Origin of the sequence: Pseudolactococcus hodotermopsidis (assembly GCF_011170085.1) — a bacterium.
In the GTDB taxonomy this organism is placed as follows: Bacteria; Bacillota; Bacilli; order Lactobacillales; family Streptococcaceae; genus Pseudolactococcus; species Pseudolactococcus hodotermopsidis.
The window spans coordinates 1-17556 of sequence record NZ_BLLI01000047.1 but is presented as its reverse complement, the minus strand read 5'-3'; the positions used below and the strand labels follow the sequence as shown (position 1 = coordinate 17556).

Below are 17556 nucleotides of genomic sequence, written 5' to 3'. Positions count from 1 at the left end.
AGCTGAAAATTCAGCCTAAATCATAACTCAATCATATCAAAAATGGAATCTAAAAGCAAATTTTGCTTTAGCAAAACGTAACTCATGTTTAGACTTTTTTTGGGACATTTTCAATTTCGCTTGACAGTATTTCTAGCAAAAGCGTTCACTTTTCTTTTTTAGTCTAGCACGTCATCAATTTTCTTAGCAGCTGTCATACGTTGTAGGGTTATCATGCTTTTTTGCTTGGAAATGGCGTGCTGAGATTGTGATAAGTACATCTTTATTTTATTCTTCAGGTTATCATCATCCGTTTTTTGATAAATTTCAAGCGCTGTCGAAACAGCCTCAACGCCAACTTTGTTCAAAATAGACACATCAAAATCGTCAATTTTCCCTGTACAATACCGTTGATAATTATAATTGGCAATCATATTACCTGAATTGTTAAAACTCAAACCAAGCAGGCAAAAGGCAACAACCCCCACTGTCAATCGTGTATAGTTGAACGTTCGCCACAAAGAAAAGGTAAAAATCATCACACAGACAAACAAAATTAGCATAAAAACAGATGTATTAAAACGCAAAATAGTCAAACCGTAATTTAAAATATAAAACAACATCTTAATGAGTGCTGAGACGATAATGCCCAGTGTCTCAATACCAATCAAAGTCAGTGCCAAACGAATTTGCTTGGTATTTTCGCCGAATAATTTAACAAACCAAAATATCATCACATTTATCAACGTCACGACTAACAGTTGGAAGAAACCATTTCTCGCAACCGCTACGACAACCTCAGTATTACCGTTAGGTGTCAACAAGCTAAGACAACTAAAGATAGACGCCACGATAAAGAGGGCATAGAGTAAAATAAATATGCTCAGAATCGTCAAAAAAACAAGCATAGAATCAGCAATCGGTTTGATTTGACGATGTTCAATTCTCTTTGCTTTGATATTTTTATTGACCAAAAGCGCCAAATAAGTACCAAGTGGCATCGCAACCAGCAAAATGACCAAGTCTTGCCAAATATTACCAAACTTAAAACTAAAAATAACACTTATCATCTGTTCAAAAATGGCATCTGCACTAATCAGCAAAATCAAAACAAAAATTAGCAAAGGAAAGGCAATTACCAAACCTAAAAAAATTTTCAAGATATTGTTTGTTTTTATCGTTAAAAATGACGATTTTTTCCCTGCAATCTCTTTCTTTTTGCTAAACTTCACAGGTCTGATAAACAAACCATCCAGAAAATCATAAAAAATATGACTATCCAGTTGCTTATTTTTTCGCGCACCAACGACAACCAAAAGCCAATAATTCAAACTAAGCGCAAGCATCCAAATATTGACCGATTGAAGCATTTTATTATCCTGCAAAGCAATTGAAATGGCAAGAAGTAGCACATAAATAAGATAAACAACGTGCGTTCTCGATAATTCTATCGCCTTTGATTTCAGATAAAGAAGCACACTGGCACAGAAAACAACCGTCAAAATCGTCAGTAATATCCCACCGCTAGTCGCCATGAACAAACGAATCGCTAAATAAGCAATCAGAATATTTGCAAGGGTAAACAACCTAGTCTTAATTTTACTTGATTTATTATTTTTCATAGAAATATCATATCCTCTAGTTTCATTTTAAAGTTCTCGTTATACTAGCTATGGCTTAGCCAATTGACAACACTAATAAGAATGACAAATAAAATAAGAATCAACAGCCAAATTTGCCACGATTTGAGGCTTGTTTTTCTCGCTAGATAAATAGCTAAAACCTAAAAGCACAAGCAAGATTAGTTCAAAAAAAACCATCACATTACCTTTCTTTCTTCAAAACATCTGGCTGATATTCCAAAATATCACCAGGTTGACAATTCAGTTCACGACATAGCGCCTCAAGCGTCGAAAATCGGACAGCCTTGGCTTTATTATTTTTCAAAACAGATAGATTTGCAGGCGTTAAATTAATTCTTTCTGCCAATTCGCCAGCACTCATCTTACGTTTCGCCATCATTACGTCAATATTCACAATAATTGTCATCAGATAGTAAACTCATTTTCTTCCTTGATTAAAAGTGCTTGGCAGAACACATTTTTAACCACTCTAACAATCAAAGCCATGAAAGTCGCTGCAACAGCAAGAATAATCCATTGAAAATGATAAAAAGCTGAAAGTAATAAAATAAGCGCAACAAGGATACAAGACCAACTAATCAACCGTAGATAACGAATATTCATCGGATCAAAAACAATATCTTTTTGAATATTTCGCACCAAGCAAGCTAACAATATCAAAATCCCAAGCATAACCGTCAGTGCGACATATAAAGTCACATAAAAATAACTGATATTGTATTGACTGATGCCATTGAGCGGTAAAAGCAAATCAACAAAGTACTTCATCTTGAGCATCGTTACAATAATACCGATAAAAAACAAACCAGTGACCGCAAGCGTCAGTCGCAACGACTGTTTTTGTGACCATTCAAATTTCATAATCTTATTTTTCCTCCAATTTCTTTATATCTCTATAATAAATAATTTTTAACTGTTTGTCAATGTTTTTTTATCGTTATTCGATAAAAACTATCAAAAAAACGATTCCAATTAGAATCGTTTTAATACATATTTTATCAACAAAAACATCTAAACAACCATTTTTGTAAAAGCAATCAGATTTTCTTAGCTTTTTTCTTGATAATGAACACAGCACCCACTATCACAGCACCTATTAAATTAGCGGTTAAAAAGATTTCAGTCGCTGTATTTGGCAATTTCGATTCATTTTTGGCTGGTAGTTTTGCTGAATCAGAAGATTTTGTCTCAGAGTTTTTTTGGGGCTCAGAAACTTTCTTCTCTTCTGATACTGGTAATGTTTTTCCATCAAGCGGTAAAATTTCATCTCCATAGTTTAGTTGATAATACAACTGAACTTCGTCACGATTTGCGACAAATTGCTGCGCATCTTCTTTCAAAAGATAAATAGAGTATCTTGTCCCCTCAAGTATCTCGTAACCAAGAACAAGATAAGTTTTACCATCTTGTTCAACTGAAGTTATCTCCTTACCAGTACGCTCAATAGCCTCTTCAACAATTTGAGTTCCTTCCGTATTATAAACAAAATAATATTTTTTAACACCGTCTTTTTGTTCAAGATAGTCTACAAAATCATCTGCTAAGATATAAAACTCTTTCCAAACATTCAAATTATCAACTTTCCGAAAACCACGGAATGCTACTTTAAGATACAACTTACCATTATGTTCGACTTTTTCATATTGATTGCTCACTCTAAAATCATCTGCAAATAAACCATCATTAGCCATCAACCTTAAACCATCCGGCGTATCTCTGTACGAGTAAGTCTTACTATTAGGGTCTACTACACCAATATTCTTCGGTTCAAGATAATAGGTGTATATTTCACCAGAACCAGTGTTTTCGTAAATACCAATATAAGTCTGTCCATCCTGTACAACTCGAACCTCCTCATTCTGTTTAGACGTCAATTCAGCAGGTGCAATTTTTTCAGATTCAGGCGTTTCTGATGTTGTATCTGCTGCTTTTTCAGCACCCTCTTCTTTAACTGCTGATTGAGTTTCAGACGAAATGACAACTGTCGAACTCGCCAATGTTTTATCCGTTTCAGCAACTGCTGAATTTGCTCCTACTGCTCCCAAAGTAGCCACTAAAAAAGCGCCACACAATAATTTTTGAAAATTTTTCATAAATTTTCCCTTTCTTATAATTAAAATAAATAATTAACTTATTACACAATGATGACATTGTTTAACGGCTAAAAATATGCCACAAACGGTCGCTTTTAAATATCATTTGAATTGCGTAACACGTTTATTACATTACATTACAAGTATATCAAATTCCACAAAGTTTGTAAACACTTATTTGAATAAAATATATCAAAAAAAACAAGCAGTTACCTACTTGTTTTCACATACTAATCTTAACCAAGAATTGCCTTAATAGCCTCAGAAACTTTCTCAATCTCCTGTTGCCCATCAACTTCCTTAACCAAACCAAGTTTACTATAATGTGCCAAAATCGGCGCACCTTGCTTGATATTGATGTCCAAACGATTTTTTACCGCCTCAGGCTTGTCATCTTCACGTTGATAAAAATCATGTCCGCCACATTTGTCACAAGTCCCCTCAACCTTAGTCGGGTTGAAAATCTTGTGATAAGTTGCACCACACGTGCGACAGATGAAACGCCCCGACAAACGCTCAAGCAAAATATCAGGATTGACCGCAATATTGACTACCGCATCAAGTTTAATACCAAGCGCAACCAACATCGTATCCAGCGCATATGCTTGCTCAATCGTGCGCGGAAAACCGTCAAGCAAGAACCCCGTTGCTTGAATATCAGCTTGCGCAAGACGTTCTTTAACAATACCATTCGTTACATCATCAGGCACTAACTCGCCTTTATCCATGAATGATTTGGCAAGTTTTCCCATCTCCGTTTCATTTTTCATCGCTTCGCGGAACATATCGCCCGTTGAAATATGCTTCACGCCATAAGTTGCAACGATAGTTTCAGCTTGCGTACCTTTGCCCGCACCAGGCAAGCCCATGATTAGTAAGTTCATTTTTTCTCCAATTTTTGAATTTTATCTACACTTCTATTTTAGCCTTTTCAAGCTCTTTTGACAAGACAAAAAAATCTGACCTTTCGATCAGACTTTCAACTTACTTAACAGGATTATCCATAAATCCTTTATATTGACGTTTGAGCATATAGCCCTCTAATTGTTTCGCACCTTGAATGGCAGTTGTAATGATGATTAACATACTTGTACCACCAAGCGCAATCATTTTCGGCAAACCAAACAAGTTAGTCGCCAAAATTGGCACAATTGAAATCATACTGAGGAAAAGCGCCCCAACTGTTGACAAGCGAATCAACAAACGTGAAATATATTTTTCTGTCCCCTTACCAGGACGGACAGACGGGATATAAGAACCTTGTTTTTGTAAATTTTCCGCCATTTTTTCAGGATTGACCTGAACAAACGCATAGAAAAATGTAAATAAGGCAATCAGAAGCGCATAGAAAACCATACCTGTCGGTGTGGTAAAATCAAGCGCATTACTAACTGTCTCGACCCATCCGACTTTTTTATTGGAATTTTGAAATAAAGCTAAAATTGTTTGCGGTGCCGACGCAATCGAACTAGCAAAGATAACTGGAATTACCCCCGCAGGATTGACATTGAGCGGTAAATACGAACTCGTTGGCGCACCTTGAACAAGTTTAGTATACTGAATCGGAATCTTGCGTTGCGCTTGTTGAATATAAGTCGTGATGAAGATAATAGTCGCCATCGCAAGCAAAAGTAGCACAACAAACAAGATTGACCAAGGAATTTGAGATGATTTAACATTGACAAATTTATCTTTATAAATCTCCACAAACTGTCTTGGCATAGCTGAGATAATTCCCGCAAAGATAATCACGGAAGTACCAGAGCCCCAACCCTTAGCTGTGACTTGTTCGCCCAGCCACACAACAACCATTGAGCCTGTTGTCAAAACCACACCAATGAACAGATAAGTCTGCCAAGTTGGATCATTAACAATATTTCTTCTACTCATAGCTTGGAAACCAGCTGTAATTCCGACAGATTGCAACATCGCCAAAGCCAATGAAATATAACGTGTCGCTTGGTTGAGCTTCCGTCGACCAATTTCACCTTGTTTGCCCCATTCGACAAATTTCGGCAAAATGTCCATCTGCAAAAGCTGAACGACAATTGATGCCGTAATGTACGGCGATACCCCCATGGCAAAGACAGAATAATTTTGCATGGCATTCCCTGAAACCATATTCATCATGGACAAAAATGGTAGACTGCTCAAAGCCGTCAAGTTTTTAACGTTAATCCCAGGTACTGTAATATGTGCACCAAGACGAAAAACAAAGAGAATACCCATTGTAAAGAGGATTTTATTTCTGACATCTTTAACCTTGAACGCTTGTATCAAGAGTTTAAAAAACATAGAACTCCTTTCTTTCTATAAAAGCACCAAAAGTCTGAAGGAGTTTCCGACAGACCAATGAAAAACTTTTATGCTTCAGGAGTTACGACTGAACCACCGTTAGCTTCGATAGCAGCTTTTGCAGATGCAGAAACTTTTGCTACGTCAACTGTCAGATTTTTAGCCGTGAGCTCACCGTTACCTAGAACTTTAACACCTGATTTCACGTCTTTGATGATTTTAGCCGCAAGCAAAGTTTCAGCAGAAACAGTTGCGCCATCTTCAAGACGGTTCAAAGTATCAAGATTCACGATTGCGTAATCTTTGCGGTTGATGTTAGAAAAACCACGTTTAGGCATACGACGGAACAAAGGCGTTTGACCACCCTCGAAACCAAGGCGAACACCGCCACCTGAACGAGATTTTTGACCTTTTTGACCACGACCAGATGTTTTACCATTACCAGACGATGTGCCACGACCAACACGATTACGGACTTTACGGCTACCTTCAGCAGCTTTGAGTTCATTCAATTTCATTATAGATTCTCCTATTTGGGCTAAGCCCTTACTAAACGCCAAGACACTTTCGCGGGAAAACGCGGAAGTGTCAGGCTCGCTTTTATTTTTTGTTATACTCGTTCAAGTATGAAAACGAAACACAAGATGAGAGATAATTTCAGACAAATGTGTCAACGGCTAAGCGGTAAAACCGCCAAGCCACGTTTCCCCTAGCTTTTTTTCGTAAATCGCGAACCGCGATAACTCCAAAGCCATAGGAAACCAGTCGCAAGCGTATAGATATACGGTTCAATGGTTGACGAAAAGTTGGTTGCTCTAGCCACATCTGTTTCGTTCCTGTGCTTAAATGAGTATAATGTAGCGCAATAGCGAGTTAAACTTTTTCAACAGTTACCAAGTGGGCGATTTTATTAACCATGCCATTGATAGCTGGTGATTCTTCTTTGATGACTGAGCTTGACAATTTTCCAAGACCAAGAGCGGTAACAGTTTTGCGTTGCGCTGGAAGGCGGCCAATTGGAGACTTAGTCAAAGTAATTTTAATTTGAGCCATGATTTTCTCTCCTTCTTATGCAAAATCTGCTACTGATTTGCCACGCAATGCGGCAACTTCTTCAGCACGTTTAAGTTGTTTCAAACCGTCAACAGTTGCACGAACAACGTTAATTGGTGTATTTGAACCAAGTGATTTAGATGTGACATCAGCCACACCAGCAAGTTCGAGGACGGCACGTACAGCACCACCAGCAGCAACGCCAGCCCCCTCAACAGCAGGCTTGATCAAAATCTTACCGCCGCCAAATTCGCCAAGAACTTCATGAGGAACAGTTGTACCAACCATTGGCACTGTAATCAAGTTCTTCTTAGCTGCTTCAATAGCTTTACGGATAGCTTCTGGTACTTCTTGTGCCTTACCAGTCCCAAATCCAACGCGACCATTACGGTCACCAACTACAACAAGCGCTGCAAAACGCAGACGACGTCCACCTTTAACAACTTTTGTAACACGGTTGATTCCAACAACGCGTTCTTCAAATTCTTTTACTTCTTCGTTTCTAGCCATTTTAGTGTCTACCCCTTTCCTTAGAATTTAAGTCCATTTTCACGTGCAGCATCAGCAAGAGCTTGCACACGTCCATGGTAAAGGTATCCACCACGGTCGAAGATGACGTCAGTCACACCAGCAGCAACCGCTGCCTTAGCAACTGCAGCACCAACTGCTTTAGCTTGTTCAGTTTTAGTACCGTTTTCTTTCAACGATGAGGCACTTGCGAGCGTTACACCTGCTACGTCATCAATTACTTGTGCGTAGATGTTTGTGTTAGAACGAAAAACATTCAAACGTGGGCGCTCTGCAGTACCAGAGATTTTACCGCGTACACGACGATGGCGTTTTTGACGCGTCTTATTTTTATCTGGTTTAGAAATCACAATTTTTACCTCTTAATTTTTTCTAGTCCACCTTAGTAGCTGTCAAGCCACTTTGCGTAGCCAAACGCTCTCCAAGATGTTATGTTGATTGTTATAGAGCCTCTCTAAAAACTCAGATTTAACCATTTTTGCACCTGCGGTTACTCGGTGTATGAAAATTTTATCTAAAGATGAACAAAAGCAAATCTTTTGGCGACGAGTAACCGCAGGAGCACATGTTTGCCTGCGACGAGTAACCGCAGGAGCAGTTTTTAGAGATACCCTGTACTCATTTAACCATAAAAAAACCGACACTTCTATCATCATTTTATAGTTAAACGAGTATAGTTGATAAATTTTATTTACCAGTTTTACCCTCTTTACGACGGACAAATTCGCCAACGTAACGAATCCCTTTGCCTTTATAAGGCTCTGGTGGGCGCAAACCACGGATGTAGGCTGCAACTTCGCCGACAACTTCTTTGTTAGAACCAGAAACATTAATCAAAGTGTTTGTTGGTACTTCAAAAGTGATGCCGTCAGGTGCAACAACTTCATCTGGGTGAGATTTACCAACTGCAAGTGTCAATTTATTGCCAGCAAGTTGGGCACGGTAACCAACACCGCGCATTTCAAGTTCTTTTTTGAACCCTTCAGAAACGCCAACAACCATGTTGTTAAGGTTCGCACGAGTTGTGCCATGAATTGTTTTCATTTCTTTAGAATCGTTTGGACGATGCAAAGTGATTTCTGAACCGTCAATTTTGATTTCAATATCGCTAGAGAATGTGCGTTTAAGCTCACCCTTAGGTCCTTTTACTGTCGCTGTATTGCCGTCAAGTTTAATCTCAACGCCAGCAGGGATAGTAATTACTTTATTACCAATACGTGACATTTTTGTCTCCTGTTAAATTGTCAATCCGCTTAATAGCGAACTGTTTTCACGGGTTTTCAGTAGTTAAACTACCGAATTTCCAGATGCAGATAGAGAATTGAAAGACAACTCTTACCAAACGTAAGCGAGGACTTCGCCACCGATGTTTTTAGCGCGAGCTGTTTTATCAGTCACAACACCTTCAGACGTTGAAACGATAGCTGTACCAAGTCCATTAAGCACTTTTGGCACACCATCAGATTTCACATAAACACGCAAACCAGGTTTAGAGATACGTTTCAAGTTAGTGATAACTTTTTCGCCATCTTTACCGTATTTAAGGAAAACACGGATAATGCCTTGCTTGTCGTCTTTGATTTCTTCAAAGTCTTTGACATAGCCTTCAGCTTTGAGAATCTTTGCGATTTCAAGTTTGATTTTTGAGGCAGGTGCTTCAACCACGTCAAACTTACGCATGTTAGCGTTACGAATACGTGTGAGGAAATCTGCGATTGGATCTGTCATTACCATTTTAATTTTCTCCTATTATGAGCAGTTTGATCAAGTCACTTGCCCATTAACGACTCTACTAGCAAATGCCAGCAGACTTATAAATTTCAGAAACTTAAGGACATAGCCTTAAGCCCATCATCCAAAGAGCAACTTTTTAGCGCCTTATGCGAAGTGGTGTTTCAGCTCACAACCTTGAGGTTGTTATGCTGAAAACACCAACGAAACAGCCAAAGGCACTAAAAGCTTACCAAGATGCTTTACGCACGCCTGGAATTTGCCCCTTATATGCCAATTCACGGAAGCAAATACGGCAAAGTTGGAATTTTTTATAAACTGAATGTGGGCGACCACATTTTTCACAACGTGTATATGCTTGAGTTGAAAACTTCGCTGGGCGTTTGTTTTTTGCAATCATTGATTTTTTAGCCAAGATATTTACCTCCTATGTTATTTAGCGAAAGGCATGCCAAGTTTAGCAAGCAATTCACGTGATTCTTCGTCAGTATTTGCAGTTGTGACAATCACAACGTCCAAACCACGAACTTTATCGACATTATCATACGTAATTTCTGGGAAGATAAGCTGTTCTTTCACACCTAGCGTGTAGTTCCCGCGGCCATCAAACGCTTTGTTTGAGACACCATGGAAGTCACGGACACGTGGAAGAGAGACAGTTACCAATTTATCAAGAAATTCGTACATACGTTCGCCACGGAGCGTTACTTTCGCACCGATCGCAACGCCTTCACGCAAACGGAAACCAGCGATTGATTTCTTAGCTTTTGTAATCAATGGTTTTTGACCAGAGATTAAAGCCAATTCAGCAACTGCTTTATCAAGGTTTTTCGAGTTGTTTACTGCATCACCAACACCCATGTTGAGGACGATTTTATCAACTTTTGGCACAGCCATAACAGATGTGTAGTTGAATTTTTCGCTCAAGGCAGGGATTACTTCGTTGATGTATTTTTCTTTCAAACGATTAGTCATTTTATTCTCCTTTCCGTGTCTATTAATCTAGGATTTCGCCAGATTTTTTGTTGTAGCGCACTTTTTTGTCGCCCTCAACTTTGTAACCAACACGACCAGCCACACCATTTTTATCAAGTACTTGAACGTTTGACACATGGATAGGCGCTTCGATTTCAAGAATCGCACCGTTTGGATTTTCGTTGTTAGGTTTTTGGTGTTTTTTCATAATATTAGCACCCTCAACAACAACTTTGTTAGCTTTTGGCAAAGCCTTGATAACTTTACCAGTCAAACCACGGCTTTTACCCGCGATGACTTTGACAGTATCACCTGTTTTGACAAACATGTTTTTCTCCTATTTTCTTACGTCACTATTGCGACACCCTGTTTTCACAGGGGACTGTGTTTGTATTTAAAGATTAAAGTACTTCTGGTGCCAATGACACGATTTTCATGAAGTTACCTTCACGTAATTCGCGCGCAACTGGACCAAAGATACGTGTACCACGTGGTGTTTTGTCATCACGGATAAGTACGGCAGCATTTTCATCAAATTTGATGTATGAACCATCAGTACGGCGCGCACCTGATTTAGTACGCACGATAACTGCTTTGACAACTTCACCTTTTTTAACAACTCCGCCAGGAGCTGCAGCTTTTACAGATGCAACGATAACATCACCGATACCAGCAACTTTACGACCAGAGCCACCAAGGACTTTGATTGTCAAAATTTCTTTGGCACCGCTGTTATCAGCAACTTTCAGACGTGTTTCTGATTGAATCACAGCAAATTCCTCCTTTAAGAATGTTAAATAACAACAGCTTCTTCAACGATTTCAACAAGACGGAAACGTTTGTCTTTTGACAAAGGACGTGTTTCCATGATACGAACAATGTCGCCAGTCTTAGCTGAATTATTTTCGTCATGAGCTTTGAATTTTTTAGAGTAGTTAATACGTTTACCATAGACAGGGTGGTTACGTTTTGTTTCGATGACAACAGTAATGGTTTTGTCCATTTTGTCAGAAACCACGCGGCCTTGATAAACTTTACGTTGATTACGTTCCATTTTTAAGGTTTCTCCCTATCTATTATTTCGCTTCGCGTTGAACAGTTTTCACGCGAGCAATTGTTTTCTTAACTTCGTCGAGGCGGACAGTATTTTCAAGCTGACCAGCAGCTGCTTGGAAACGCAAGTCGAACAATTCTTTTTTCAATTCTTGTTCGCGTGTTACCAATTCTTCAGCTGAAAGACCACGAAGTTCTGTCAAAAGTGATTTTACTTCATTAAGCTTCATTTGATACTCCTTCCGCACGTTTAACAAACTTAGTTTTAACAGGAAGTTTGTGAGAGGCAAGACGCAATGCTTCACGAGCGATTTCTTCAGAAACGCCAGCGATTTCAAACATCACTGTGCCACGTTTAACAGGAGAAACCCAACCTTCAGGTGCCCCTTTACCAGAACCCATCCGAACCCCGATAGCCTTAGCAGTGTAAGATTTATGAGGGAAGATTTTAATCCAAACCTTACCACCACGTTTCATATAACGTGTCATGGCAATACGAGCTGCCTCGATTTGACGGTTTGTGATCCAGTGAGATGTTGTTGCTTGGAGACCAAATTCGCCAAATGCGACTTCTGTACCGCCTTTAGCTTCCCCACGCATTTTACCACGAAATTCGCGGCGGTGTTTCACACGTTTAGGTACTAACATTATTTGTCTCCTTTCACTGTTTTTTTAGTTGGCAAGACTTCGCCACGGTAAATCCAAACTTTAACGCCAAGTTTACCATAAGTTGTATCTGCCTCTTCCCATGCGTAGTCAATATCAGCACGGAGTGTGTGCAATGGCACTGTTCCTTCTGAATAACCTTCAGCACGGGCGATGTCTGCACCATTCAAACGACCAGATACTTGCGTTTTGATACCTTTGGCACCAGCACGCATTGTCCGTTGAATCGCTTGCTTTTGAGCGCGACGGAAAGCCACACGTTGTTCAAGTTGACGCGCAATGCCTTCACCGACAAGGTGAGCATCAAGGTCAGGTTTCTTGATTTCAACGATATTGATATGAACTTGTTTACCAGTCAAAGCGTTCAATTCAGCACGGAGACTGTCAACACTTGCGCCTGATTTACCGATAACCATACCAGGTTTAGCAGTATGCAAAGTTACGATAACTTTGTTGACCGCACGTTCAGTTTCAATAGTAGAAACTGACGCATCAGCAAGACGAGTTTGAACAAGTTTACGGATTGCAAGATCCTCATGGAGGTAACTTGCGTATTCTTTTTCAGCATACCATTTTGCGTCCCAGTCACGAATAATGCCGACACGCATACCAATAGGATGTACTTTTTGACCCACGATTTTACCTCCTTATTTTTCTGTCACAACCACAGTGATGTGGCTAGTGCGTTTGTTAATTGGTGACGCTGAACCTTTCGCACGCGGGCGGAAACGTTTCATCGTAGGACCTTCATTGATATAGGCCTCAGAAACGTAAAGGTTAGCTTTTTCCAAACCAAAATTATTTTCAGCATTTGCGATTGCAGAATTCAAAACATTCTCAATCTCATTAGCTGCTTTAGTTGGTGTAAATTTAAGTGTTGCGATTGCATCTGCAACGTTTTTTCCACGAATCAAGTCGATTACAAGACGTGATTTACGAGGTGAAACGCGGACTGTACGAGCAGTTGCTTTAGCTGAAGTAATTTCTGCCATTTTATTCCTCCTCTATAAATTAACGACGTGTTTTTTTATCGTCTGCTGCGTGACCACGGTAAGTACGTGTTGGTGCAAATTCGCCCAATTTGTGACCGACCATGTCTTCTTGAATATAAACTGGTACGTGTTTGCGACCATCATAAACTGCAATCGTGTAACCGATGAAGTTAGGGAAGATCGTAGAGCGACGTGACCAAGTTTTGATAACTGTTTTCTTTTCGTTGCCTTCTTGTGCAACAACCTTTTTCATCAAATGATCATCGACGAAAGGGCCTTTTTTAAGACTGCGTCCCATGTGTTGTGAGTTCTCCTTTAATTTAGAGTTGAGCCTGAACTAAGTGTTCTGCCAACTTATATTAGAACCACTGCCGGTGCTAGGCCGGAGCTGGCGGATAGATTATTTTTGGTTCTTACGACGAACAATCAGCTTGTTAGACTTCGCTTTTTTGTTACGTGTTTTAAGACCAAGTGCTGGTTTACCCCAAGGTGTACTTGGTGACTTACGACCAACTGGTTGTTTACCTTCACCACCACCATGTGGGTGATCGTTCGGGTTCATAACTGAACCACGAACTGTTGGGCGAATGCCTTTCCAACGGTTACGTCCAGCTTTACCAATATTGACAAGGCTGTGTTCACCATTTCCGACAACACCAACAGTTGCACGACAAGTTGAAAGAATCATACGTACTTCGCCAGATTGCAAACGAACAAGTGTGTATTTACCTTCTTGACCAAGAACTTGCGCAGAGGCGCCAGCCGAACGTACAAGTTGTCCACCTTTACCAGGTTTCAACTCAATGTTGTGGATAAGCGTACCCACTGGTACATTTGCAAGTGGCAAAGCGTTACCAGTTTTGATGTCGGCTGTTGGACCAGAAACGATTTGTTGCCCAACAACAAGACCTTTAGGCGCAAGGATATATTTCTTCACACCATTTGTGTAAACAATCAAAGCAATATTTGCTGAGCGATTTGGATCGTACTCGATAGTCGAAACTTTACCAACCACATCATCAAGATTACGTTTGAAATCAATCACACGATAATGACGTTTGTGTCCGCCACCTTGATGACGTACTGTAATGCGACCGTTGTTGTTACGACCCGCTTTGCTTTTAAGTGCTACCAACAATGATTTCTCAGGTTTGTTAGTCGTAATTTCAGCAAAATCAAGGCTTGTCATGTTACGACGACCATTTGTCGTCGGTTTGTATACTTTAATACCCACTGATTACTCCTTTCTTATTCCCCGAAAATTTCAATGTTTTTAGAATCAGCCGTCAGGGTAACGATAGCTTTCTTCACACGGTTTGTGTAACCTGTGTAACGACCAACACGTTTTGCTTTTGGCTTAACGTTGATTGTGTTGACAGATGCCACTTTGACACCTTCAAAGGCAGCCTCAACGGCTTGTTTGATGAGAAGTTTATGGGCGCGCCCGTCAACTTCAAAGGTGTATTTCTTTTCATCCATTGCAAGCATAGAGCTTTCAGTGATGATTGGTTTTTTGATTACGTCGTACAAAGACATTATGCAAGAACCTCCTCAATTTGAGATAGAGCTGCTTGTGTAACCAAAATCTTATCGTTGTTCACGATGTCAAGGACAGATGCTGAGTTAGCAGTTGTGACTTGGACGTTTGGAATGTTACGTGCAGACAATTCAGCGAATTTATTTCCTTCATTTTCAAAGACAACAAGAACTTTACGCTCAATGCTAAGTGCTTCGAGAACTTTTACAAATTCTGCAGTTTTTGGTGCGTCAAAGTTGAGCGCATCAACTGCCACGAGTTTGTTTTCTGCCACTTTTTCAGAATAAACTGATTTAAGGGCAAGTCGACGAACTTTTTGTGGCAATTTGTAGCCGTATGAACGTGGTGTTGGGCCAAAGACAACGCCACCGCCACGCCATTGTGGCGAGCGGATAGAGCCTTGACGCGCACGACCAGTTCCTTTTTGACGCCATGGTTTTCTACCACCACCGCGAACAGCTGAACGGTTTTTAACTGCGTGTGTTCCTTGACGAAGGCTAGCACGTTGGCTAAGAATGACATCAAAGACAACAGATTCATGTGGTTCAATACCAAATACTGCATCGTTCAATGTAATCTCGCCAGCTTGACTGCCGTCTTGTTTAAATAATGTTACGTTTGCCATGAGTTACTTTATCTCCTTTCTTTTATTATTTAGCTTTAATTGCTGATTTGATAGTGATAAGTGATTTCTTAGCACCTGGGATATTACCTTTAACAAGAATCACATTTTTTTCTGGGTCAACTTGTACGATAACAAGATTTTGCATCGTTACGCGGTTGCCACCCATGCGACCTGCAAGGTGTTTATTTTTGAATACACGGTTAGGTGCAACAGGACCCATTGACCCTGGACGACGATGGTAACGTGACCCGTGAGCCATTGGCCCGCGTGATTGTCCATGGCGTTTGATAACCCCTTGGAAACCTTTACCTTTTGACGTTCCAGTAACGTCAACAACATCTCCAGCTTCAAATTGTTCTACTGTCAGTTCAGCGCCTACTTCCAAGCCTTCAATGTTCTTGAATTCACGAATGAAGCGCTTAGGAGCAGTGTTTGCTTTTGCAACATGACCTTTGGCAGGTTTGTTACTCAAAATTTCACGTTTGTCATCAAAACCAACTTGAACAGCTTGGTAGCCGTCAGTTTCTACTGTTTTGACTTGAAGTACAACATTAGCTGCAGCTTCAATGACAGTCACTGGGATAAGTTCGCCAGTTTCGGTAAAAATTTGAGTCATTCCCACTTTTTTCCCTAAGATTCCTTTTGTCATTAGAGTTCCTTTCTTATAGTTTAATTTCGATGTTGACACCACTTGGCAAATCGAGTTTCATCAAACCGTCAACAGTTTTTTGTGTTGGGTTAATGATGTCGATCAAACGTTTGTGGGTACGCATTTCAAATTGTTCGCGTGAATCTTTGTATTTGTGAGTCGCACGGATGACTGTGTAAACTGAACGGTCAGTCGGAAGTGGGATTGGCCCTGCTACCGATGCGTCAGTACGTTTCGCAGTTTCTACGATTTTTTCAGCCGCTTGATCAAGAATACCATGTTCATACGCTTTCAAACGAATGCGGATTTTTTTGTTTGCCATTTTTTCTCCTCTCGTCTATTTCTTAGAATAGGCTAGCTCCACGAGAAAACTAATACGCGGTTGCGTGGCAACGCCCCCGGGTGTATCACAACCTCTCGCTTCTCTGCTACATACCACGCTTTACGCAGTACCTTTCTATAATAGCACTATCTTAAGGAAATTGCAAGCCTTTTATGCTTGTTTTTGTTAAAGATTTTCGATTATTTGTGGTAAAATGGTTTTTATGGCAAGTCGCTCTGCGCCACTTGGCATTATCTAAATGCTTAGCTTTTCGACTTATCTACAAAAACTATTTTATTTTAATTAAATGGAGGAAACTTTCGATGTTGAAAGAATTTAAAGACTTTATTTTGCGCGGAAACGTGCTAGACTTAGCGGTTGGTGTGATTATCGGGGGCGCTTTTACCGCCATTGTCAAATCTTTGGTGGACAATCTGATTAATCCGCTAATTGGCATTTTTGCAACCGACGGCGCGCTTGCTAAGCTCAGTTTTAAACTCGGCAACGCCACTTTTGCCTATGGTGAGTTTTTAAATGATGTGCTGAATTTCTTGATTACCGCCTTTGTTATTTTCATTTTAATCAAAACGATTAACAAACTCTTTTCTGCCAATAAAACAGAAGAAGAGGAAGAAATTGACGAGGAAATCGAGACACTTAAAGAGATTCGTGATTTGTTGTTAAAGAATAGTAAGTAAGCTTATAGAAAAAACTTGTCATGTGAGTGGCAAGTTTTTTTATTTTATTTCATCGTTATTTTTCTTTGACAACATTTCCTTTTGAAATCGCTACGTTTTGTGGATTTTCAAGATATGATAGTCGTAATCGACAAGTTTAGGTACAGCGCGCAGCCACTGCTCTTTTGTACGCATTTACGGTCTTTCCTTGCGCCATTAAATATTCGAGTAACTCAAAGTTATATTTTTGACTTGTCAAATCGTTCTCTACGTATTTTTTCGACCATTTTACCGAATGATAAGGAAAGAACTCCAAAACCAACAAATGTTGTCTCAAAAACTCTTGATAGTTTGTCTTGCCACCAAAAATTCCTGCAGTTGCCAATCTTTCTTGATTAACAACTTCTTCTGCCACCATCCCGAATAGCTAGTTTGCAAAAAACAAGTTTTTTCATCAAGCGTGAGTGAGTAGTCATTTTCACGAAAAAAATCTGAATTATCTGTCATTTCATCATAATCATACTCAGAAAATACAACTGGTCTGCCTCAAACTGATTGTTTGTGACATATACTTTTACCATTTTCAATCTCCTCTTTTATTTTCTAAGAACATTAGACTTCTCCCGAAATTAAATTTCGAAATTGATAATACCACAAATTAAGGACGCCCGAAGTAAGTGCCTCTTTCTTCGATTACGATATTTCTGAGCCATACACTTAAAGGTTTTGATTTTAGCA

At 39.7% G+C, this 17556-nt stretch carries 29 protein-coding genes; 2 read left to right on the top strand and 27 right to left on the bottom strand.

Features of this window, described 5'->3' with window-relative positions:
* Positions 1-158 precede the first annotated feature (158 nt).
* From Hs30E_RS07765 to rpsJ, 27 genes are all read right to left on the bottom strand, one after another.
* Positions 159-1601, bottom strand: a complete 1443-nt coding sequence (locus Hs30E_RS07765) for a DUF4153 domain-containing protein (RefSeq protein WP_172209381.1) — start codon at positions 1599-1601, stop codon at positions 159-161.
* Between the two features lie 202 nt (positions 1602-1803).
* Entirely contained in the window at positions 1804-2028 is a 225-nt protein-coding gene (locus tag Hs30E_RS07760; RefSeq protein ID WP_172209379.1) for a helix-turn-helix domain-containing protein, read from the bottom strand.
* Complete coding sequence (locus tag Hs30E_RS07755) at positions 2028-2483, bottom strand: DUF2975 domain-containing protein (protein ID WP_172209377.1); 456 nt, start codon at positions 2481-2483, stop codon at positions 2028-2030. Before Hs30E_RS07755 ends, Hs30E_RS07760 begins: the two co-directional genes overlap by 1 nt.
* Before the next feature lie 176 nt (positions 2484-2659).
* On the bottom strand, positions 2660-3715 hold the full coding sequence (locus Hs30E_RS07750; RefSeq protein ID WP_172209375.1) for a hypothetical protein: 1056 nt from the start codon (positions 3713-3715) through the stop codon (positions 2660-2662).
* 236 nt (positions 3716-3951) lie between these two features.
* On the bottom strand, positions 3952-4599 hold the full coding sequence (locus Hs30E_RS07745) for an adenylate kinase (RefSeq protein WP_172209373.1): 648 nt from the start codon (positions 4597-4599) through the stop codon (positions 3952-3954).
* Between the two features lie 100 nt (positions 4600-4699).
* Positions 4700-6010 carry a preprotein translocase subunit SecY gene (gene secY, locus Hs30E_RS07740; protein WP_172209371.1) on the bottom strand — a complete coding sequence of 437 codons (1311 nt, stop codon included), beginning with the start codon at positions 6008-6010 and terminating at the stop codon, positions 4700-4702.
* A gap of 68 nt (positions 6011-6078) precedes the next feature.
* Positions 6079-6528 carry a 50S ribosomal protein L15 gene (gene rplO / locus Hs30E_RS07735; RefSeq protein WP_172209369.1) on the bottom strand — a complete coding sequence of 150 codons (450 nt, stop codon included), beginning with the start codon at positions 6526-6528 and terminating at the stop codon, positions 6079-6081.
* Between the two features lie 355 nt (positions 6529-6883).
* Complete coding sequence (gene rpmD / locus Hs30E_RS07730) at positions 6884-7063, bottom strand: 50S ribosomal protein L30 (protein ID WP_172209367.1); 180 nt, start codon at positions 7061-7063, stop codon at positions 6884-6886.
* Positions 7064-7078: 15 nt separating this feature from the next.
* A complete protein-coding gene (gene rpsE, locus Hs30E_RS07725) occupies positions 7079-7573 on the bottom strand; it encodes a 30S ribosomal protein S5 (protein ID WP_172209366.1) in 495 nt (164 codons plus the stop codon).
* Between the two features lie 20 nt (positions 7574-7593).
* Positions 7594-7941, bottom strand: coding sequence for a 50S ribosomal protein L18 (gene rplR / locus Hs30E_RS07720; protein WP_172209365.1), 348 nt, complete (start codon positions 7939-7941; stop codon positions 7594-7596).
* A gap of 337 nt (positions 7942-8278) precedes the next feature.
* Positions 8279-8815: a 50S ribosomal protein L6 gene (gene rplF, locus Hs30E_RS07715; protein ID WP_172209364.1), complete on the bottom strand. Its 537-nt coding sequence runs from the start codon at positions 8813-8815 to the stop codon at positions 8279-8281.
* A gap of 111 nt (positions 8816-8926) precedes the next feature.
* Complete coding sequence (rpsH, locus tag Hs30E_RS07710) at positions 8927-9325, bottom strand: 30S ribosomal protein S8 (protein WP_172209363.1); 399 nt, start codon at positions 9323-9325, stop codon at positions 8927-8929.
* A 226-nt stretch (positions 9326-9551) separates the two neighbouring features.
* Positions 9552-9737, bottom strand: a complete 186-nt coding sequence (locus Hs30E_RS07705; protein WP_172209362.1) for a type Z 30S ribosomal protein S14 — start codon at positions 9735-9737, stop codon at positions 9552-9554.
* A gap of 17 nt (positions 9738-9754) precedes the next feature.
* A complete protein-coding gene (rplE, locus tag Hs30E_RS07700) occupies positions 9755-10297 on the bottom strand; it encodes a 50S ribosomal protein L5 (protein WP_172209361.1) in 543 nt (180 codons plus the stop codon).
* Between the two features lie 22 nt (positions 10298-10319).
* Positions 10320-10625: a 50S ribosomal protein L24 gene (gene rplX, locus Hs30E_RS07695; RefSeq protein WP_172209360.1), complete on the bottom strand. Its 306-nt coding sequence runs from the start codon at positions 10623-10625 to the stop codon at positions 10320-10322.
* Between the two features lie 73 nt (positions 10626-10698).
* Positions 10699-11067 (bottom strand): 50S ribosomal protein L14, encoded by a 369-nt coding sequence (rplN, locus tag Hs30E_RS07690; protein ID WP_172209359.1) that lies wholly within the window; start codon positions 11065-11067, stop codon positions 10699-10701.
* A 23-nt stretch (positions 11068-11090) separates the two neighbouring features.
* Entirely contained in the window at positions 11091-11351 is a 261-nt protein-coding gene (rpsQ, locus tag Hs30E_RS07685) for a 30S ribosomal protein S17 (protein ID WP_172209357.1), read from the bottom strand.
* A 22-nt stretch (positions 11352-11373) separates the two neighbouring features.
* Complete coding sequence (rpmC, locus tag Hs30E_RS07680; RefSeq protein ID WP_172209355.1) at positions 11374-11580, bottom strand: 50S ribosomal protein L29; 207 nt, start codon at positions 11578-11580, stop codon at positions 11374-11376.
* Complete coding sequence (rplP, locus tag Hs30E_RS07675) at positions 11570-11998, bottom strand: 50S ribosomal protein L16 (RefSeq protein WP_172209353.1); 429 nt, start codon at positions 11996-11998, stop codon at positions 11570-11572. Before rplP ends, rpmC begins: the two co-directional genes overlap by 11 nt.
* Entirely contained in the window at positions 11998-12651 is a 654-nt protein-coding gene (rpsC, locus tag Hs30E_RS07670) for a 30S ribosomal protein S3 (protein WP_172209351.1), read from the bottom strand. The genes rplP and rpsC overlap by 1 nt, the downstream gene beginning before the upstream one ends.
* Positions 12652-12663: 12 nt before the next feature.
* A complete protein-coding gene (gene rplV, locus Hs30E_RS07665; RefSeq protein ID WP_172209349.1) occupies positions 12664-13008 on the bottom strand; it encodes a 50S ribosomal protein L22 in 345 nt (114 codons plus the stop codon).
* 19 nt (positions 13009-13027) lie between these two features.
* Positions 13028-13306, bottom strand: a complete 279-nt coding sequence (rpsS, locus tag Hs30E_RS07660; RefSeq protein ID WP_003138095.1) for a 30S ribosomal protein S19 — start codon at positions 13304-13306, stop codon at positions 13028-13030.
* A gap of 102 nt (positions 13307-13408) precedes the next feature.
* Complete coding sequence (gene rplB, locus Hs30E_RS07655; RefSeq protein ID WP_172209347.1) at positions 13409-14242, bottom strand: 50S ribosomal protein L2; 834 nt, start codon at positions 14240-14242, stop codon at positions 13409-13411.
* 14 nt (positions 14243-14256) lie between these two features.
* Positions 14257-14544: a 50S ribosomal protein L23 gene (locus tag Hs30E_RS07650; protein WP_172209345.1), complete on the bottom strand. Its 288-nt coding sequence runs from the start codon at positions 14542-14544 to the stop codon at positions 14257-14259.
* The gene (gene rplD / locus Hs30E_RS07645; RefSeq protein ID WP_172209343.1) at positions 14544-15170 is read right to left on the bottom strand and encodes a 50S ribosomal protein L4; all 627 of its coding nucleotides are present in this window, start codon (positions 15168-15170) and stop codon (positions 14544-14546) included. The genes Hs30E_RS07650 and rplD overlap by 1 nt, the downstream gene beginning before the upstream one ends.
* 25 nt (positions 15171-15195) lie before the next feature.
* The gene (gene rplC, locus Hs30E_RS07640) at positions 15196-15819 is read right to left on the bottom strand and encodes a 50S ribosomal protein L3 (protein ID WP_172209341.1); all 624 of its coding nucleotides are present in this window, start codon (positions 15817-15819) and stop codon (positions 15196-15198) included.
* Positions 15820-15832: 13 nt separating this feature from the next.
* Entirely contained in the window at positions 15833-16141 is a 309-nt protein-coding gene (rpsJ, locus tag Hs30E_RS07635) for a 30S ribosomal protein S10 (RefSeq protein ID WP_172209339.1), read from the bottom strand.
* A gap of 323 nt (positions 16142-16464) precedes the next feature.
* On the opposite strand from rpsJ, the gene mscL reads away from it, so the two are divergent.
* Positions 16465-16839: a large-conductance mechanosensitive channel protein MscL gene (gene mscL / locus Hs30E_RS07630; RefSeq protein WP_172209337.1), complete on the top strand. Its 375-nt coding sequence runs from the start codon at positions 16465-16467 to the stop codon at positions 16837-16839.
* Positions 16840-17113: 274 nt separating this feature from the next.
* On the top strand, positions 17114-17245 hold the full coding sequence (locus Hs30E_RS11565; protein ID WP_172209335.1) for an SWIM zinc finger family protein: 132 nt from the start codon (positions 17114-17116) through the stop codon (positions 17243-17245).
* Positions 17246-17556: the final 311 nt, after the last annotated feature.